This is a genomic window from Edwardsiella anguillarum ET080813 (assembly GCF_000264765.2).
GTDB classification, from domain to species: domain Bacteria; phylum Pseudomonadota; class Gammaproteobacteria; order Enterobacterales; family Enterobacteriaceae; genus Edwardsiella; species Edwardsiella anguillarum.
In genome coordinates, this window is sequence record NZ_CP006664.1 from 3,245,331 (window position 1) to 3,260,151 (window position 14,821).

The 14,821-nt window shown below is 59.2% G+C and carries 14 protein-coding genes; 7 read left to right on the forward strand and 7 right to left on the reverse strand.

All coding sequences use genetic code 11. From position 1 onward, the window contains the following. Position 1: 1 nt before the first annotated feature. The 5 genes from ETEE_RS14600 to rmf all read left to right on the forward strand — a co-directional run bounded on the left by ETEE_RS14600 (position 2) and on the right by rmf (position 5,896). Positions 2-1,915, forward strand: a complete 1,914-nt coding sequence (locus tag ETEE_RS14600) for an ABC transporter ATP-binding protein (protein WP_034164381.1) — start codon at positions 2-4, stop codon at positions 1,913-1,915. Between the two features lie 85 nt (positions 1,916-2,000). Beyond that, the gene (gene pqiA, locus ETEE_RS14605; RefSeq protein ID WP_034164380.1) at positions 2,001-3,254 is read left to right on the forward strand and encodes a membrane integrity-associated transporter subunit PqiA; all 1,254 of its coding nucleotides are present in this window, start codon (positions 2,001-2,003) and stop codon (positions 3,252-3,254) included. Between the two features lie 6 nt (positions 3,255-3,260). Beyond that, positions 3,261-4,904 (forward strand): intermembrane transport protein PqiB, encoded by a 1,644-nt coding sequence (gene pqiB / locus ETEE_RS14610; protein WP_081854061.1) that lies wholly within the window; start codon positions 3,261-3,263, stop codon positions 4,902-4,904. After that, positions 4,901-5,467, forward strand: a complete 567-nt coding sequence (pqiC, locus tag ETEE_RS14615) for a membrane integrity-associated transporter subunit PqiC (protein WP_034164379.1) — start codon at positions 4,901-4,903, stop codon at positions 5,465-5,467. Before pqiB ends, pqiC begins: the two co-directional genes overlap by 4 nt. A 255-nt stretch (positions 5,468-5,722) precedes the next feature. Further along, positions 5,723-5,896, forward strand: a complete 174-nt coding sequence (rmf, locus tag ETEE_RS20340; RefSeq protein WP_015461265.1) for a ribosome modulation factor — start codon at positions 5,723-5,725, stop codon at positions 5,894-5,896. 125 nt (positions 5,897-6,021) lie between these two features. Here rmf and fabA read toward each other — a convergent pair whose 3' ends face one another. Together fabA and ETEE_RS14625 are read right to left on the reverse strand one after the other, a co-directional pair. After that, positions 6,022-6,540 (reverse strand): bifunctional 3-hydroxydecanoyl-ACP dehydratase/trans-2-decenoyl-ACP isomerase, encoded by a 519-nt coding sequence (fabA, locus tag ETEE_RS14620; protein WP_034164378.1) that lies wholly within the window; start codon positions 6,538-6,540, stop codon positions 6,022-6,024. A gap of 68 nt (positions 6,541-6,608) precedes the next feature. After that, positions 6,609-8,357, reverse strand: coding sequence for an AAA family ATPase (locus ETEE_RS14625; protein WP_174434938.1), 1,749 nt, complete (start codon positions 8,355-8,357; stop codon positions 6,609-6,611). Positions 8,358-8,561: 204 nt separating this feature from the next. Between ETEE_RS14625 and matP the strand changes: the two genes are divergently transcribed. Beyond that, positions 8,562-9,020: a macrodomain Ter protein MatP gene (gene matP, locus ETEE_RS14630; protein WP_034164377.1), complete on the forward strand. Its 459-nt coding sequence runs from the start codon at positions 8,562-8,564 to the stop codon at positions 9,018-9,020. Positions 9,021-9,119: 99 nt separating this feature from the next. On the opposite strand, the gene ETEE_RS21350 is transcribed toward matP, so the two are convergent. The 3 genes from ETEE_RS21350 to sulA form a co-directional block, all read right to left on the reverse strand. Continuing rightward, positions 9,120-9,332, reverse strand: coding sequence for a hypothetical protein (locus ETEE_RS21350; RefSeq protein WP_144242829.1), 213 nt, complete (start codon positions 9,330-9,332; stop codon positions 9,120-9,122). A gap of 64 nt (positions 9,333-9,396) precedes the next feature. Next, positions 9,397-10,452, reverse strand: a complete 1,056-nt coding sequence (ompA, locus tag ETEE_RS14635) for a porin OmpA (RefSeq protein ID WP_034164376.1) — start codon at positions 10,450-10,452, stop codon at positions 9,397-9,399. Positions 10,453-10,813: 361 nt separating this feature from the next. Continuing rightward, positions 10,814-11,326: an SOS-induced cell division inhibitor SulA gene (gene sulA / locus ETEE_RS14640; protein WP_255640314.1), complete on the reverse strand. Its 513-nt coding sequence runs from the start codon at positions 11,324-11,326 to the stop codon at positions 10,814-10,816. 215 nt (positions 11,327-11,541) lie between these two features. Between sulA and ETEE_RS14645 the strand changes: the two genes are divergently transcribed. Beyond that, positions 11,542-12,165, forward strand: a complete 624-nt coding sequence (locus tag ETEE_RS14645) for a TfoX/Sxy family protein (RefSeq protein ID WP_034164375.1) — start codon at positions 11,542-11,544, stop codon at positions 12,163-12,165. 26 nt (positions 12,166-12,191) lie between these two features. On the opposite strand, the gene yccS is transcribed toward ETEE_RS14645, so the two are convergent. Both yccS and ETEE_RS14655 read right to left on the reverse strand, forming a co-directional pair. Further along, positions 12,192-14,333, reverse strand: coding sequence for a YccS family putative transporter (yccS, locus tag ETEE_RS14650; RefSeq protein WP_034164374.1), 2,142 nt, complete (start codon positions 14,331-14,333; stop codon positions 12,192-12,194). A gap of 12 nt (positions 14,334-14,345) precedes the next feature. Then, complete coding sequence (locus ETEE_RS14655; protein WP_012848131.1) at positions 14,346-14,792, reverse strand: YccF domain-containing protein; 447 nt, start codon at positions 14,790-14,792, stop codon at positions 14,346-14,348. Positions 14,793-14,821: the final 29 nt, after the last annotated feature.

Genomic DNA, 14,821 nt, shown 5'->3' on the forward strand with positions numbered 1-14,821 from the left:
CATGTCTTTGATTAGTCTTTCAGGTGCCTGGCTCTCTTTTAGCGATGCGCCGCTGCTGGATAATGCTGAGCTGCACATCGAACCCAACGAGCGCGTTTGTCTGGTCGGGCGTAACGGCGCGGGGAAATCGACCCTGCTGAAGATCCTGGGGCGCGAGCTGGCGCTGGACGATGGGCGCGTCGTGTATGCGCAGGATTTGGTGGTGTCGCGTCTGCAGCAGGATCCGCCGCGTGACGTCGCCGGCTCGGTATTCGACTTTGTGGCCGGCGGCGTGGCCGAACAGGCGCAGCATCTGCGCGACTACCATGAGCTGCTGCGTAAGGTCGAGCGCGATCCCAGCGAGCAGCACCTGCGCCAGCTGGCGGAGCTGCAGGAGCGGCTGGAGCACCAGGGCATCTGGCGTATGGATGCCCGCATTCGCGATGTGCTGACCAAGCTGGGGCTGGAGGCTGATACCCCGCTCTCGGCGCTTTCCGGCGGGTGGCTGCGCAAGGCGGCGCTGGCGCGTGCGCTGGTGTGCGAGCCGGACGTCCTGCTGCTGGATGAGCCGACCAACCACCTGGATATCGATACCATTACCTGGCTGGAGGGATTCCTTAAGGAGTTTGGCGGTAGCATTATCTTCATTTCCCATGACCGCGCCTTTATTCGCGCCATGGCGACGCGCATCGTCGACCTCGACCGCGGCAAGCTTGTCTCCTGGCCGGGAGACTATGACGCCTATCTGACCGGGAAGGAAGAGGCGCTGCGGGTGGAGGAGCTGCAAAACGCCGAATTCGATCGCCGACTGGCGCAGGAGGAGGCGTGGATCCGTCAGGGGATCAAGGCGCGCCGTACCCGTAACGAGGGGCGCGTGCGTGCGCTGAAGTCGATGCGTCAGGAGCATGCCCAGCGCCGGGCGCAGCAGGGGAACGCCAGGATGCAGGCCGAAGAGGCGCTGCGCTCCGGGAAAATCGTCTTCGAGCTGGAGAACGTCAGCTACCGCTGCGGCGATAAGACGCTGGTGCGCGACTTTTCCGGTCAGGTGCTGCGCGGCGATAAGATCGCCCTGGTCGGGGCCAACGGCTGCGGTAAAACTACGCTGCTGAAACTGATGCTCGGTCAGCTTAATCCGGACAGCGGCAGCGTGCGCTGCGGCACCAAGCTGGAGATCGCCTATTTCGACCAGCACCGCGCCGAGCTGGATCCGGACAAGACGGTGATGGATAACCTGGCCGAGGGTAAGCAGGAGGTGATGGTCAACGGGCGCGCTCGGCATGTGCTGGGTTATCTGCAGGACTTCCTGTTCCACCCCAAGCGGGCGATGACGCCGGTGCGCGCGCTCTCCGGTGGGGAGCGTAACCGACTGTTGTTGGCGAGATTGTTCCTAAAACCGAGCAATTTACTGGTGCTTGATGAACCTACCAACGATTTGGATATCGAAACGCTAGAGCTGCTGGAGGAGTTGGTCGCCAACTACCCAGGAACTGTGCTGCTGGTGAGCCACGATCGTCAGTTTGTCGATAACTGTGTGACCGACTGCTGGATCTTCGAGGGCGACGGCGTGATTGCCCGCTATACCGGCGGCTACGCCGATGCCCATCAGCAGCAGGCCGCCTCGCAGGCGCTGCGCTCGCCGGCGGCGACGGACGCCGCACCGCAGGCGCTGAAGGGGGAGGCGAAAACGGAGCGGCGTCGCAGCAGCAATAAGCTGAGCTACAATCAGTTAAGGGAGCTGGAGCAGCTGCCGCAGCAGATTGAGGCGCAGGAGGAGCAGCTCGCCGCCTTGCAGGCGCAGGTCGCCTCACCGGACTTTTTCTCTCTGCCGCACGGCGAGACCCAGCCGGTGCTGCAGGCGCTGGCGGAGTGCGAGCAGACGCTGGAGCAGGCGTATGCCCGCTGGGAATCCCTCGAAACGCAAAAAAATGCCAGCTGATTGAGGCTATAGTCGCAGGGATAATCATCAGCCTGATGGCTGCCGGCGTGCAGCGTATCGGGCTTTTTTATAACCGGATAATCTAATGTGCAGTCAACAGGATACGGAAAATACCCATATGCTGTGCCCACAGTGCGACATGCTGGTTGCGCTGCCCCGGTTGACCTGGGGCACCAAGAGCGTATGTCCGCGCTGTGGTACGACGCTGGCCATGCGTTGGCGTCATCCGCATCTGCAGCCGACGCTGTATGCGATCAGCGCGCTGTTTCTTTTAGTGGTGGCTAATCTGTTCTCATTCGTCACGATGTCGGTGGCCGGGATCAGCAATGCCATTACGCTGATCGAGATCCCCGGTATGCTGATGTCTGAAAACTACGTCAGTATCGCCACGCTGTTTATGATTTTTGTGCAGGTGATCCCCGCGTTTTGTATGGTGGTGATCATCCTACTGTGTCTACGGGTGCCGCTGCCGGCGATGCTCAGGGTGGGGCTGGCGCGGATCCTGCTGCAGTGCCGCGCCTGGTGTATGGTGGAGATCTTTCTCGCCGGCGTGCTGGTCAGCTTTGTCAAGCTGATGGCGTATGGCGACGTGGGGGTCGGCAGCAGCTTTTGGGCCTACTGCCTGTTTTGCCTGCTTCAGGTCCGCGCATTCCAGATGGTGGATCGTCGGCTGCTGTGGGATGACATCGCCGCGCCGCCGCCCTGTGACCTGCCGCAGCGCTGCGGTGACACCGGGCTGCGGCAGGGGCTGCGATCCTGTGCCTGCTGTACGGCGATCCTGCCGGCGGATCAACATCAGTGTCCGCGCTGTCTGACGACCGGCTATGCCCGGCGGCGTAATAGCCTGCAGTGGACGCTGGCGCTGCTGGTGACGGCACTGCTGCTGTATATTCCGGCCAACCTGCTGCCGATCATGGTCACTCAGGCGCTGGGCAGCAAGCTGACCTCCACCATTATGGCCGGGGTGATCCTGCTGTGGGGTGAGGGCTCATACCCGGTGGCGATGGTGATCTTCATCGCCAGCATCATGGTGCCATCGCTGAAGATCTTGTCCATCGCCTGGCTGTGCTGGGCATCGCGCCACGGCACCGGGCGGGACAGCGAGCGGATGCACGTTATTTATGAGATCGTCGAGTTTGTCGGCCGCTGGTCGATGATCGACGTATTTGTGATCGCGGTGCTCTCGTCGCTGGTAAGCATGGGGCGTCTGATGAGCATTTATCCGGATATCGGCGCCATTCTGTTTGCCGCCGTGGTCATTATTACCATGATTTCCGCCATGGTGTTTGATCCCCGGTTGCTGTGGGATCGCGAGAGCAGAGTACCAACAGGGGAGTAGGGATAATTGAAGGTGGATGAACAAACAACGGCTAAAATCGAGCGTATCAAGCGCTGGTCACCGGTCTGGATTATTCCTATCCTGACTGCGCTGATCGGCGCCTGGATTATTTTTTACCACTTCAGCCATCAGGGGCCGGAGGTCACGCTGATCACCCAAAACGCCGAGGGCATCATCGCCGGAAAAACGGCGATCAAGAGCCGTAGCGTGGACGTCGGTACGGTGGAGAGTGTGACGCTGAGCGATAACCTGAATCAGGTGATCGTCAAGGCGCGTCTGCAAACCGGCATGGAGAAGCTGCTGCGCAAGGACAGCGTATTCTGGGTGGTGAAGCCGCAGGTTGGCCGCGAAGGGATCTCGGGCCTGGGGACGCTGCTGTCCGGCGCCTATATCGGGCTGCAGCCGGGATCGAACGATAGCGAACAGCATGAGTTTAATCTGCTGGATCAGCCGCCGCTGGCGCCGCCGGATGCCAAAGGCATCCGCATTATGCTGGTCAGCGATAAGGCCGGTCAGCTGAATCCTGGCGATCCGGTGCTGTTCCGCGGTTTGCGGGTGGGCTCGGTGGAGACCAGCGGGTTCGATACCAAGGCCCGTAAGATCACCTATCAGCTGTTTATCGCGGCGCCGTATGACACCCTGGTCACTGAAAACGTCCGCTTCTGGGTGGACAGCGGTATCTCCTTCGATGTGTCGGCGCAGGGGATGCGGGTGCAGATGGGATCGCTGGCGACGCTGCTGAGCGGCGGCGTCAGCTTCGACGTGCCGCAGGGGCTGAGTCCGGGCAAGGAGGTAGCCAATCTGAGCGACTATATTCTGTACGATAACCAGAATAGCATTCAGGACTCGCTCTATACCGAGCACTTTGACGTGCTGATGTTCTTTGCCGATTCGATTCGTGGCCTGCAGGCCGGGGCGCCGGTTGAGTTCCGCGGTATCCGGCTGGGAACCGTGGCGCAGGTGCCTTACTATGTGAAAGGGCTGGATCAGCGTCTGGATGCCAACTACCGCATTCCTGTGCTGGTGCACATTGAGCCCGAGCGCCTCGAAGAGAACATGGGCGACAACTTTAACCTGCGTCAGCATTTGCTGGGGATCCGCCATAGCGGTCTGCGCGCGGCGCTGAAGTCGAGCAACCTGATCACCGGCGCGCTGTATATCGATCTGGACTTCTACCCCAATGCCAAGCCGTGGAAAGGCCCCGACGTCATCAGCGGGATTCCGATTATGCCGACGGTGAGCGGCGGGCTGGCACAGCTGCAGCAGAAGGTCACCGCGGTGCTGGATAAACTGAATGCGCTGCCGCTGGAGCCGATGATCTCGGCGGCGACCGGAGCGCTGAAGACTAGCCAGGGGACGATGCTGAAGACGCAGGAGACGCTGCAACAGCTGAATAATATCCTGTCCAGCAAGGCGATGCAGTCGCTGCCGAGCGATCTGCAGCGGTCGCTGATCGAGCTGAATCGGACCATTAAGGGGATCCAGCCGGGCTCGCCAGCCTATAACCAGATGGTGAGCGATCTGCAGCATCTGGACCAGGTGCTGCGCGAGCTGCAGCCGGTGTTGCGCACCCTGAATCAGAAGAGCAACGCGCTGGTGTTTGAGGCACCGGCGGGTAAAGATCCGCATCCCAAGGGAGCCAAGCCATGAAGAGAGGGATGATACTGTTAGCGGTACTGGCGCTGAGCGCCTGTAGAGCAAGCGATCAGAAGTCTTACTATCAGCTGCCGACGACGCCGGCGGCGAAAACCACCGTCGCCCAGACGGCGCCGCAGGAGCGCCAGCTGTGGGTGCAGCCGGTGAACGTCACCGATCTGCTCGGGGGGATGGGGGTGGTCTATCAGCAGAACGATGTGCAGTTCGTGACGGCCAGCAATAACCTGTGGGCCAGTCCGCTGGCCCAGCAGCTGACCCAGTCGCTGGTGGCCGGCCTCAGCGCCGGGATGCCAGGGTGGCTGGTGTCAGCCCAGCCGCTGGAGATAGGACAGGATACCCTGACCGTTAACGTCAACGCGTTCTATGGACGCTATGACGGTAAGGTGGTGGTGGCCGGAGAGTGGCTGCTGAGCCGCCAGGGGACACTGACGCAAAAAGCGTTCCACATCGTGCTTCCGCAGCAGGGGAATGGCTATGATGCGCTGGTGCGTACCTTGGCGCAGGGGTGGCAGCAGGAGATCGCCAGCATGGCCGGTCAGATCGCCCGCGCCAACTAAAATGCGTTACCGCGTGTAAATGCAGCGCCCCTGGCCATTGTCGGCGAGGGGCGTTTTTTTTGATATCCCTCAGTGAATTACGCTACCAACTCGACCCGAAACAGAAAAAATAACCGCAACTTTAGCGCAGAACTGTGACGGGTGGGCGAATTTTCACCATTGACCCGACGGGTAAAAGTGGCTATTGGTTAAGGGTGGCAGCGTACGCTGACCACTGTTTTCTTTCCACCAGCGTAATTATGAGGGAAAAAAGGCATGAAGAGACAGAAACGCGATCGTCTGGAAAGGGCGCAGGCCCGCGGCTATCAAGCGGGTATTGCAGGTCGTTCCAAGGAGCTTTGTCCTTATCATTCTCTGGACGCTCGTTCTTACTGGCTGGGAGGCTGGCGGCAGGCCATGGAGGACAGGTCTCTGGTTGCGGTAGCGTAGTACTCCCCCACACCATTCGAGCGTAAAAACCCCCCGTGCGGGGGTTTTTACATGAGGCCCCGCGGCTCTGGCATAAAAAAACGCAGCGGAGCTGCGTTTTGTCTACCCGGCCATGATGCGCGGGTTTAGAAGGCGCTGGTGTCTTTGAACAGACCGACCTTCAGATCGCTGGCGGTGTAGATAAGCTTGCCGTCGACCAGGACTTCGCCGTCGGCCATACCCATGATTAGCTTGCGGTTGATAACGCGTTTAAAGTGAATGCGATAGGTCACTTTCTTGGCCGTTGGCAGTACCTGTCCGGTGAATTTGACCTCGCCGACGCCCAGCGCGCGGCCTTTGCCTTCGCCGCCCAGCCAGCCGAGATAGAAACCGACCAGCTGCCACATGGCATCCAGGCCGAGGCAGCCCGGCATGACCGGATCGCCAACGAAGTGGCAGGCGAAAAACCACAGGTCCGGATTGATATCCAGCTCGGCTTCGACATAGCCTTTGTTGTGATTACCGCCGTCCTCGGTCATTTTGATGACGCGATCCATCATCAGCATGTTGCCTGACGGCAGCGGCGGCCCGCCGGCGCCAAACAGTTCTCCACGACCGGATGCTTCCAGATCCACTTTGGTATAGGACTCGCGTTTATCTACCATAATTCTCGTCAGCCTTTATTCAATGAGATGACCATCTTAGCTAACAGGTGTACGCTGAACAAGTCCGATCAGCCACGGTTAAACCAGTTTAGCCAGCGTATCGGCCAGGGCAGCATGCGCCGATCCAGCAGCGGGCTGGCAGCGGCGATACGCGCCTGGATCGTCCCCAGCAGGCTGGGGCCATTTTCACTGAGGTAGGCGACGCCGGTCAGCAGCGGCAGCGCATCCTCGGCATTTTCTACCGCCCAGAGATGGAATGTCCCGGCCTTGACGGCCTCAACGACGTCATCGCGCAGGCACAGGTGGCGTACGTTGGTGGTGGGGATGATAACCCCTTGTTTACCTGTCAGTCCCCGACGCTGGCAGGCCTCAAAGAAGCCTTCGATCTTCTCGTTGACGCCGCCGATGGGCTGGACGTGACCGAACTGATCGACGGAGCCGGTAACCGCGATCTGCTGATTGATCGGCACCATGGCCAGGGCGCTGATCAGGGCACAGAGCTCGGCCAGCGAGGCGCTGTCACCGTCGACTTCGCCATAGGACTGCTCGAACACCAGCGATGCGGAGAAGGGCAGCTGCTGATCCAGCTCCAGCTCGGAGATCAGGAAGGCCTGCATGATCATCATCCCCTTGGCATGCAGATTGCCGCCTAGCTCGGCCTTGCGCTCGACGTCGGTAAACTCGCCGTCGCCCTGATAGACCACGCAGCTGATGCGCGAGGGCTCGCCGAAGAGCAGGGGATGTCCCGGGTATTCCAGCACGGACAGGCCGTTGATTTGGCCGATCGCGGCCCCTTCGGTATCGATCAGCAGCTGGCCGACTTCGATTTCGTCATGCATGCGCTCCGACAGATAACTCTCACGCCAGAGGCGGGTCTCCTGCGCCTGCCGCAGCGCATCGGCGTTGATATGCGGATCGGCATACAGCGCGGCTTCGCGCAGCATGCGTCCCAGCATCACCGGATTGAGCGGGAGCAGATTCTGATCGCCGCTGTAGCGCACGGCGCTGCGGATCAGCGACGGCCAGGCATCCGGCGTGATGGCCGGCAGCTGCTGGTTGGCCGCCAGCGTCGATACCAGCGCGCACCAGCGCTGCATATCGTCGCTGTCCACCAGCGGCATGTCGACCTCAAACTCGCCGTACAGGGCACTTTCATACAGCTCTGGCTCCATCTCCTGAAAGTCGGCCAGCCCTTCCCGGTCGCTGACCAGCAGGACCTTCAGCTGTAGCGGCATGTCGGGGATCGGCTGTGGCAGCGGACGGCTTTCATCCGGCGCAAACCACTGGAAACGGCCGGTGGTGACGAACTGCTTCAGACGCATCCACAGCAGCGGCTGCGTCAGCAGGGTGCGCAGGGACAGGATCAGCACTCCGCCGTTGGCCTGATGTACCAGGCCCGGCTGCAGCAGGAGTCCGCTCTTGCCCTGGCGCACGGTGCCCAGCAGCTGCTCACCCTCAAACCATTCGGCGCACGCCACCCGCTGCGTCGCCGCCAGGTTGTCCTCTGGCCTCTCTGCGGGGGTAACGTCGATCTGCTCAGACGTGATGTGATAGCGGCTGCCGTAGAGGCCGCCCACGGGGAGCAGGGTCTCTACGGCGCGCCGCAGGATCGTCAGGTGTTCAAAGTCGGTCTCTGCCTTGACCAGCATAAACGGGCTGGGGGCATGGGCATGGCAAAAGTGCGCCAGGCTGTTCTCCAGACGCGGCTGATATTCGGCAAAGGTGATCGCCGACAGCGCGGCAGCACTGCTGAACACAGAGGTATAAGGAGTTGTATCGGGCAGTAGCGATTGCCACTCAAGTCGGTAGTTGCTCAACGTTGTCAAATCATCGTTAGTCGGAAAAAAACAATTATACAAGAATCCGCCTGACTGCACAGGAAACTCGGTCCGATGAACGGATGGATTGTGGCCTGCGTCGTTAAGTGCCGTTTTTTTGCCCTTTACGTGGATTTTTAGACGGCAAAAGTGCTAAAAATTGTTATTCTTAGAGATAAGTTACCGTGTCACTGGCAGACAGATATGAAATATCAACAGCTTGAAAATCTGGAGTGTGGCTGGAAGTGGAAATACCTGGTGAAAAAACACCGGGAGGGGGAGCCGATCACCCGCTATCAGGAGCTCAGTCAGGCGCAGCAGGCGGTGGAGCAGCTGCTGCGCCTGGAGCATGAGCCGGTAAAGGTGCTGCCCTGGATCCGCGAGCATATGGATCCGGCGCTGGGCAATCGCATGAAGCAGACTATCCGCGCCCGACGTAAGCGCCATTTTAACGCCGAAAATCAGCATACCCGTAAAAAGTCCATCGATCTGGAGTTTTTGGTCTGGCAGCGTTTGGCGGCGCTGGCGCAGCGGCGCGGCGTCACGCTGTCTGACACCATCGTTCAGCTTATCGAGGATGCGGAGCGCAAAGAGCTGTATGCCAGCCAGATGAGTTCGTTAAAGCAGGATCTGCAGGCCTTTTTACACAGTGAACGGGATTAATATCCAGTTATACCGAATGGACCAGGCTGCGCCTACCCTGAACATTAAATAACGTAATGTTTTTCTGATATCAGTGCTTTATTTTTTCTTCATATATTCCTAAAAAGTAGAAATAGCATATCCATTCAAACTAAAAAGAATAATCTTAGCTTCGCTAATCCTCCTGTCCGCTGAATTTATTTGTTCTGTGTAATCGACGCGGGTCAGAGACACCGCGTTGTCGTTCAGCGCTGCGCGGGCGGAATGAGAAAATAAAAAAAGCGCCGCGGCGCTATTCGGGGGAGGCCCCTTTGCTATTTCTATCCATGCCATATTTTCCCTATCGGCAGGCATAAAAAAACCCCGCGGAGCGGGGTTTTGCATGAAAGGGAAGAACTTAAGCCTGCGGCTGAGAAACTTCTTCTTTGATGCCTTTCACTTCGATAACAACGCGACGATCCGGTGCCAGGCAGTTGATCAGTGCCGCACGCGGTTTCACGTTATCACAGGTAGAACCGGTAACCGGATCAGCTTTACCCATACCACGGGCAGAGATCTTGTCTGCCGGGATGCCTTTAGATACCAGGTAGTCAACCACGGTCTGAGCACGCTGCTTAGACAGCTTCAGGTTGTACTGCTCGGAACCGATGCGGTCGGTGTAGCCCAGAACGACCACGGAGCCGTCTTTCGGATCCATGCTGCTCAGCTGGCTGTACAGCTGATCCAGCGCCTGACGGCCTTCGGCTTTCAGGGTGAACTTGTTGAAGTTGAACAGAACGTCAGACTTCAGGGTGAAACGCTTGGTTTCAACGACCGGAGCCGGAGCCGGAGCCGGGATCGGCGCCGGAGCAGCGACTTCATCCTGACCGAAGCGGTATACAACGCCCAGGCTCAGCATGGTGTTGTCCGGACGTGCGCCGGTTTCGCTGCGGGTGCCAACCTTGTTAACGTACTGATAATCCAGACGGGTAGCCCAGTCTTTGTTCAGTGCGTATTCAACGCCGATAGCGGCCAGCGGAGAAACGCCGGTGTCGTGGCTTGAAGTATAGTCGCCGCCGTCTGCTGCGCCGTGGATATCAGAACGCCATACCATGCCGCCCAGGCGGGTGTATACGTCCAGATCGTCCATCAGCGGGTAGCTCAGTTTGGCAGCCAGCTGTACGCCCTGTGACTTGAATTTGGCATTCACGTCACCGGTGTAGCCCATGCGGCCCAGCCAGTCGTAGCCCATTTCGAAGCCCAGGTACGGGTTGGCTTGGTAGCCGAAGAAAGCACCCGCGCCCAGCTGATTCGGATGGGATTTGGTTGTGCCCATGTCTTCAAAGCTGTTGCTGATAAAGTGGGACCAGCCCAGTTTACCACCGACGTACCAGGTGTCGTCTTTCGGAGCTGCCTGAGCTACGGTAGCGAAACCTGCCAGTGCCACTGCTAATGCGATCGCTGTTTTTTTCATTTTGCGCCTCGTTATCATCCAAATAGGCAATGAGCTATAACTATAGCTCTTGGTTTAATACCTTTTATACGGCTGTCGCTCGGTTTATTACGCTGTTAGCCAGGTAACAATTATAGATATCTCGAACAGCCGCTGCGATAACAAGTCTACAACGAGATTAGAAACTTACAAGTACGATGTGATTATGCTCACCAAAAAAAAAGAGTGTGGTTTGTGTTTTGGTAAACAGGTGGCGTTTTTTTGTGCGTAACTGAAATGGTTTTCAGTCACCCTAACCTCTTAACCGGTGGGGATTTCCCCATTATGAATAACTTATTTTCATATTATGAACGTATCCGCGTTGGATTTATCCTAAAGTGATTTAATGGTAACGCGCAGACCCGTGATGCGTGGCGTGAGCCTGAGGCTGCACCGCCGTGGCCATTTTACCCTCTTGAGGCTGCATCAGCAGTCCGATACTGTGACCGGCCTGCGCCGCACAGTTGAGCCGCAGCCGCTCGGCGGCCGTCAGCGGCGGCAGCCATCCGAGTACGACGCTGTAGTTTCCGCTGCGTAGCGCCTGTTCCATCGCATAGATCGCGTCTCCCGCCTCCGCGCGTCTCAGCTGCATCACTTTATGAACCGGAACGCCGCAGGCAGACAGCCAGCGCTTGCTGGGTTTCTGCTGGGCGGTGATCCACAGCTGCCAGCGGGACTGCTCCCCCAGCTGGCGCAGTAACGGAGGCAGCAGCAGCGACAGCAGCGGCTGCTGGGCGCCATATCCCAGCTCGCTGACAAAACCGCTTTGCGGCACCGTGGGCGCGCTCTGGCAGGCGGGGCGGCTGAATACGACGCTGTCTGTAGCAGGATGCAACGGGGATGTACGCATAGTCATGTTCTCGTTCCGTATACTGTATGCTTATACAGTAATTCTACGCTGTCCGAAGATCAACCTGTTTTTTTGAATACGCTTCGCATTTATCGGATGTAAGGCATTGCGTCGCTCTGTTGTGTATTGGGTGTTCCGGTTGAATTGGTTATGTTGCTAATGGTTATCTGCAGCGATCTGATGACAGGTCATTGATTACAATGATTATTAAGGAGATATACATGAATGGACTGCAGGGTGAAAAAAGCCGGGTGGCGGAGTCCCTGTTTGCGGCGCTGGGGCGGGTCTTGCTGCGCTCTCAGTTCGGCGGCCAGGGCGTATGGTGTGACGGGGTGATGTTTGCCCTGATCGCAGAGGGGGAGCTCTACCTACGGGCCCGCGATGCGCAGGGGCGTCACTGTGAAGACTGCGGAATGCAGCCGTTTATCTATACAAAGCGCGGTTTCCCGGTGCGGCTGGGCTATTACCGGGTCGAGGCGGCCATATGGCAACAGCCCCAGCGCCTGGCCACCCTGCTGCGGCGCTCGCTGCAGCAGGCGCGCAGCGACAACGATATCCGTCTGGCGGCGATGCGGCGCCTGCATACGCGTCCGAATATCTCGATTAATATGGAGCGGCGCCTGTATCGGATCGGCATCCGATCGCTGGCCGATTTGGAACGCGTCGGGGCAACTCAGGCTTTCAGCCAGCTGAAGGAGGCGAATCACCAGGTGGACGACCGGGTGCTGTTCGATCTGGCGGCGGCGGTGCAGGGATGCCATAGCGCTGTGCTGCCGCGTCCGGTGAGCGAGGCGCTGCGTCAGTGGCTGCTGGGGAACGCGCACCGCTGGCGCTACAAAAAGTAGTCGCCGCCGCGGCGCGCGCTCAGCGGCTATACCAACGAAGCCTTTAGGTGGGTCAGCTCGGGCAGCAGCTCCAGCATCAGGCTGATCTGCTGCAGCACCAGTTGTCCGGCGCTGTCGCTGGGGAGATTGACCGTCAGCAGGCGCTGCTGCAGCTGCCCGATAGCCTGATGGGTGCGGCGAACGATCTCGTCATCCTGATAGTTAAGCGCATCGTCCATATAGCAGACGGCGTCATTGAGCAGCGCCAGGATGATCGGGTCGTCCAGACGCTGGCGGTGGGCACCCAGCGCGGAGATGTAGCTTAACAGGGTGTGATTGAGGCAGAGCAGGCGAAAGGCCGCCTCTTGGGACTGCACCGAATGGCGCGGCTCCAGCGACATGTTGGAGACGACGGAGGCCAGCTCTGCGTCGCAGTTGTGCGCATCGCGGCGGGCGATACGGTACGCCAGCGCATTAGATTTACCCTGGTGGTACTGTACTAAAATGGCATCCAGATAGCGGCAGTCTGCGTTCAGGGTGCGGGCGATCACCGCCGGGATCTGACGGAAGTGCCAGTCAGGCCAGATGAATGTCACGGCCGCCCAGGCGATGGCGCAGCCCAGCAGGGTATCGAACACGCGCGGCCCCGCGACCTCGAACCCTTCGCCCAGCAGGTTGAAGCACAGCAGTACCAAGAGCGTGATAAACATGGTGGCGTGGGCGTACTGCACGTTGCGAAAGGCGAAAAACAGCACGCCGCTGATCACGATCAGCAGCAGCTGTCCTTCCAGAGACGGCACAAAATAGAGCACCGGCAGGCCGATCAGAATACCGGCCAGCGTGCCGACGATCCGCAGCCACAGGCGGCGTTTGGTGGCATGGTAGTTTGGCTGGCAGACAAAGAGGCTGGTGAGCATGATCCAGTAGCCGTGCTGCATGCCGGTGAACTGAATGAAGGCATAGCCGACCACCAGCACCAGCGCCATGCGCACCGCGTGGCGGAACAGCGCGGACTGGGGCGTCAGCTGGCGGCGGATACGCTGCAGCATGTCATGCCAGCCGGTAATGCGATCCTCTGCGAGGGTGCTCTCCTCTTCGCGGGTCTCCTCCAGGGTTTGCTCCGATTCGATATTGGCCAGTTGGGCATCGATGGCGCGCAGGTTAATCAGCAGATTGAACAGTGACTTGACCAACGTATGCTGGCGACCATGGCGGGTGGCGATGCGCTCCAGCGTGGATTCCAGATGGCAGAAGGCTCGCTCGAAGCGGGGATCGTGCTGGTAGTGCTGCATCAGGATCAGGCTTTGGGAGAGCTGCGCGCAGGCGCGGGCCTGCAGCATCAACAGGCGCTGAAAGCGGAATAGCACATCGCTGTAGCGGAACATGTCGCTCAGCTGCCGGTACTGAAAGTGCGAGGAGCTGGCGCGCTCATGGATATCCTGCGCCACAAAGTAGTAGTGCATCATCCTGCGGGTGCTGCGCTGTCCGCGATCGCCGCGCAGGCGCGTCAGCAGCGTCAGCTTGGTCTGATTGAGGGTGGTGACCAGATTGCTGTTGGCCATCGCCACGTCGATCAGCGGCTGGTTCAGATCTTCCTCCTGATCCGGGTCAAACAGGTTGGACTTGGCATCCAGATAGACGGCCAGCTGGCTGTAGCTGCGCGCGAGTCCCTCCTGTACCGGGCGAATGGGAAAGAGCAGGTGGACGATCAGCGTCAACAGGTTATACCAGACGGCGCCCAGCAGCAGTAGCAGCGGCTGTTGATACCAGAGCTGGTACATGGACGTTCCCAGCATGGTATAGATGGCGATCAGCAGCGCGCCGAAGGCGATGGTCGCATAGCGCTGCCCCAACGCGCCCAGTAAAATAAAGCCCACCGTCGATAGCATCAGGCCACCGGCAAACAGCCAGGGATAGGGAAACAGCAGCTCGATGGAGGCGGAGGCGATAAAAAAGCAGACCAGGGTGATCAGCAGGTTACGCAGGCGGCCCACTAGTCGATCGTCGAGATCCGTCAGCGCGGCGGCCACGACCCCCAGCGTCAGGGGAATGGTCAGCCGCGGTTGGTGCAGCAGCCAGGGAACCCCGGCGGCACCCGCCAGGGCAATAAATATACGCAGGTTATACAGCAGAGCGCTGTTATAGGCATAGCGGCGCAGGCTGGGCGCAAACGTGATAAAAACGGACATGGCGCAGCGGGCTTATTGAAAGCGGCGGCGCGCGTTAGCCTGGCGCATCTCCTGCGCGACCTCGATCGGAACGACGCGGCGCCCGACCGGCCACAGGGCGATGGCGGCGATCTTAAAGTTGGCAATCCCGACCGGAATGCCGATAAGGGTCACGCACTGCAAAATACCCGCCGCGATATGGCTCAGGCACAGCCACCAGCCAAACAGAACCAGCCAAATCACGTTCAGTAGCGTCCCCCCGGCGCTCAGCAGGCCGTTTTTGCGCTCCGGGTAGAGATCGTCGACGTGCACGGCCTCATTGCCATAGGGAATGAAGGAGAGCTTGGTGATCTCCCAGCAGGAGCGGGTCAGCGGCAGAGTGACGATGAGCAGGGCGCTGACGACGGTAGCCAGCAGCCAGCCCAGGGTGGTAATAAAGCCGCCCAGCACAAAATTCAGAATATTCAGTACGGTTCTCATTAGGGTTAACTCATTATGACACTGGCTAT

Coding starts and splice junctions, on each gene's coding strand:
- ETEE_RS14600 (WP_034164381.1), top strand. CDS start 2: ATGTCTTTGATTAGTCTTTCAGGTGCCTGGCTCTCTTTTAGCGATGCG.
- pqiA (WP_034164380.1), top strand. CDS start 2,001: ATGTGCAGTCAACAGGATACGGAAAATACCCATATGCTGTGCCCACAG.
- pqiC (WP_034164379.1), top strand. CDS start 4,901: ATGAAGAGAGGGATGATACTGTTAGCGGTACTGGCGCTGAGCGCCTGT.
- rmf (WP_015461265.1), top strand. CDS start 5,723: ATGAAGAGACAGAAACGCGATCGTCTGGAAAGGGCGCAGGCCCGCGGC.
- fabA (WP_034164378.1), bottom strand. CDS start 6,540: ATGGTAGATAAACGCGAGTCCTATACCAAAGTGGATCTGGAAGCATCC.
- matP (WP_034164377.1), top strand. CDS start 8,562: ATGAAATATCAACAGCTTGAAAATCTGGAGTGTGGCTGGAAGTGGAAA.
- ETEE_RS21350 (WP_144242829.1), bottom strand. CDS start 9,332: ATGGCATGGATAGAAATAGCAAAGGGGCCTCCCCCGAATAGCGCCGCG.
- ompA (WP_034164376.1), bottom strand. CDS start 10,452: ATGAAAAAAACAGCGATCGCATTAGCAGTGGCACTGGCAGGTTTCGCT.
- sulA (WP_255640314.1), bottom strand. CDS start 11,326: ATGACTATGCGTACATCCCCGTTGCATCCTGCTACAGACAGCGTCGTA.
- ETEE_RS14645 (WP_034164375.1), top strand. CDS start 11,542: ATGAATGGACTGCAGGGTGAAAAAAGCCGGGTGGCGGAGTCCCTGTTT.
- yccS (WP_034164374.1), bottom strand. CDS start 14,333: ATGTCCGTTTTTATCACGTTTGCGCCCAGCCTGCGCCGCTATGCCTAT.
- ETEE_RS14655 (WP_012848131.1), bottom strand. CDS start 14,792: ATGAGAACCGTACTGAATATTCTGAATTTTGTGCTGGGCGGCTTTATT.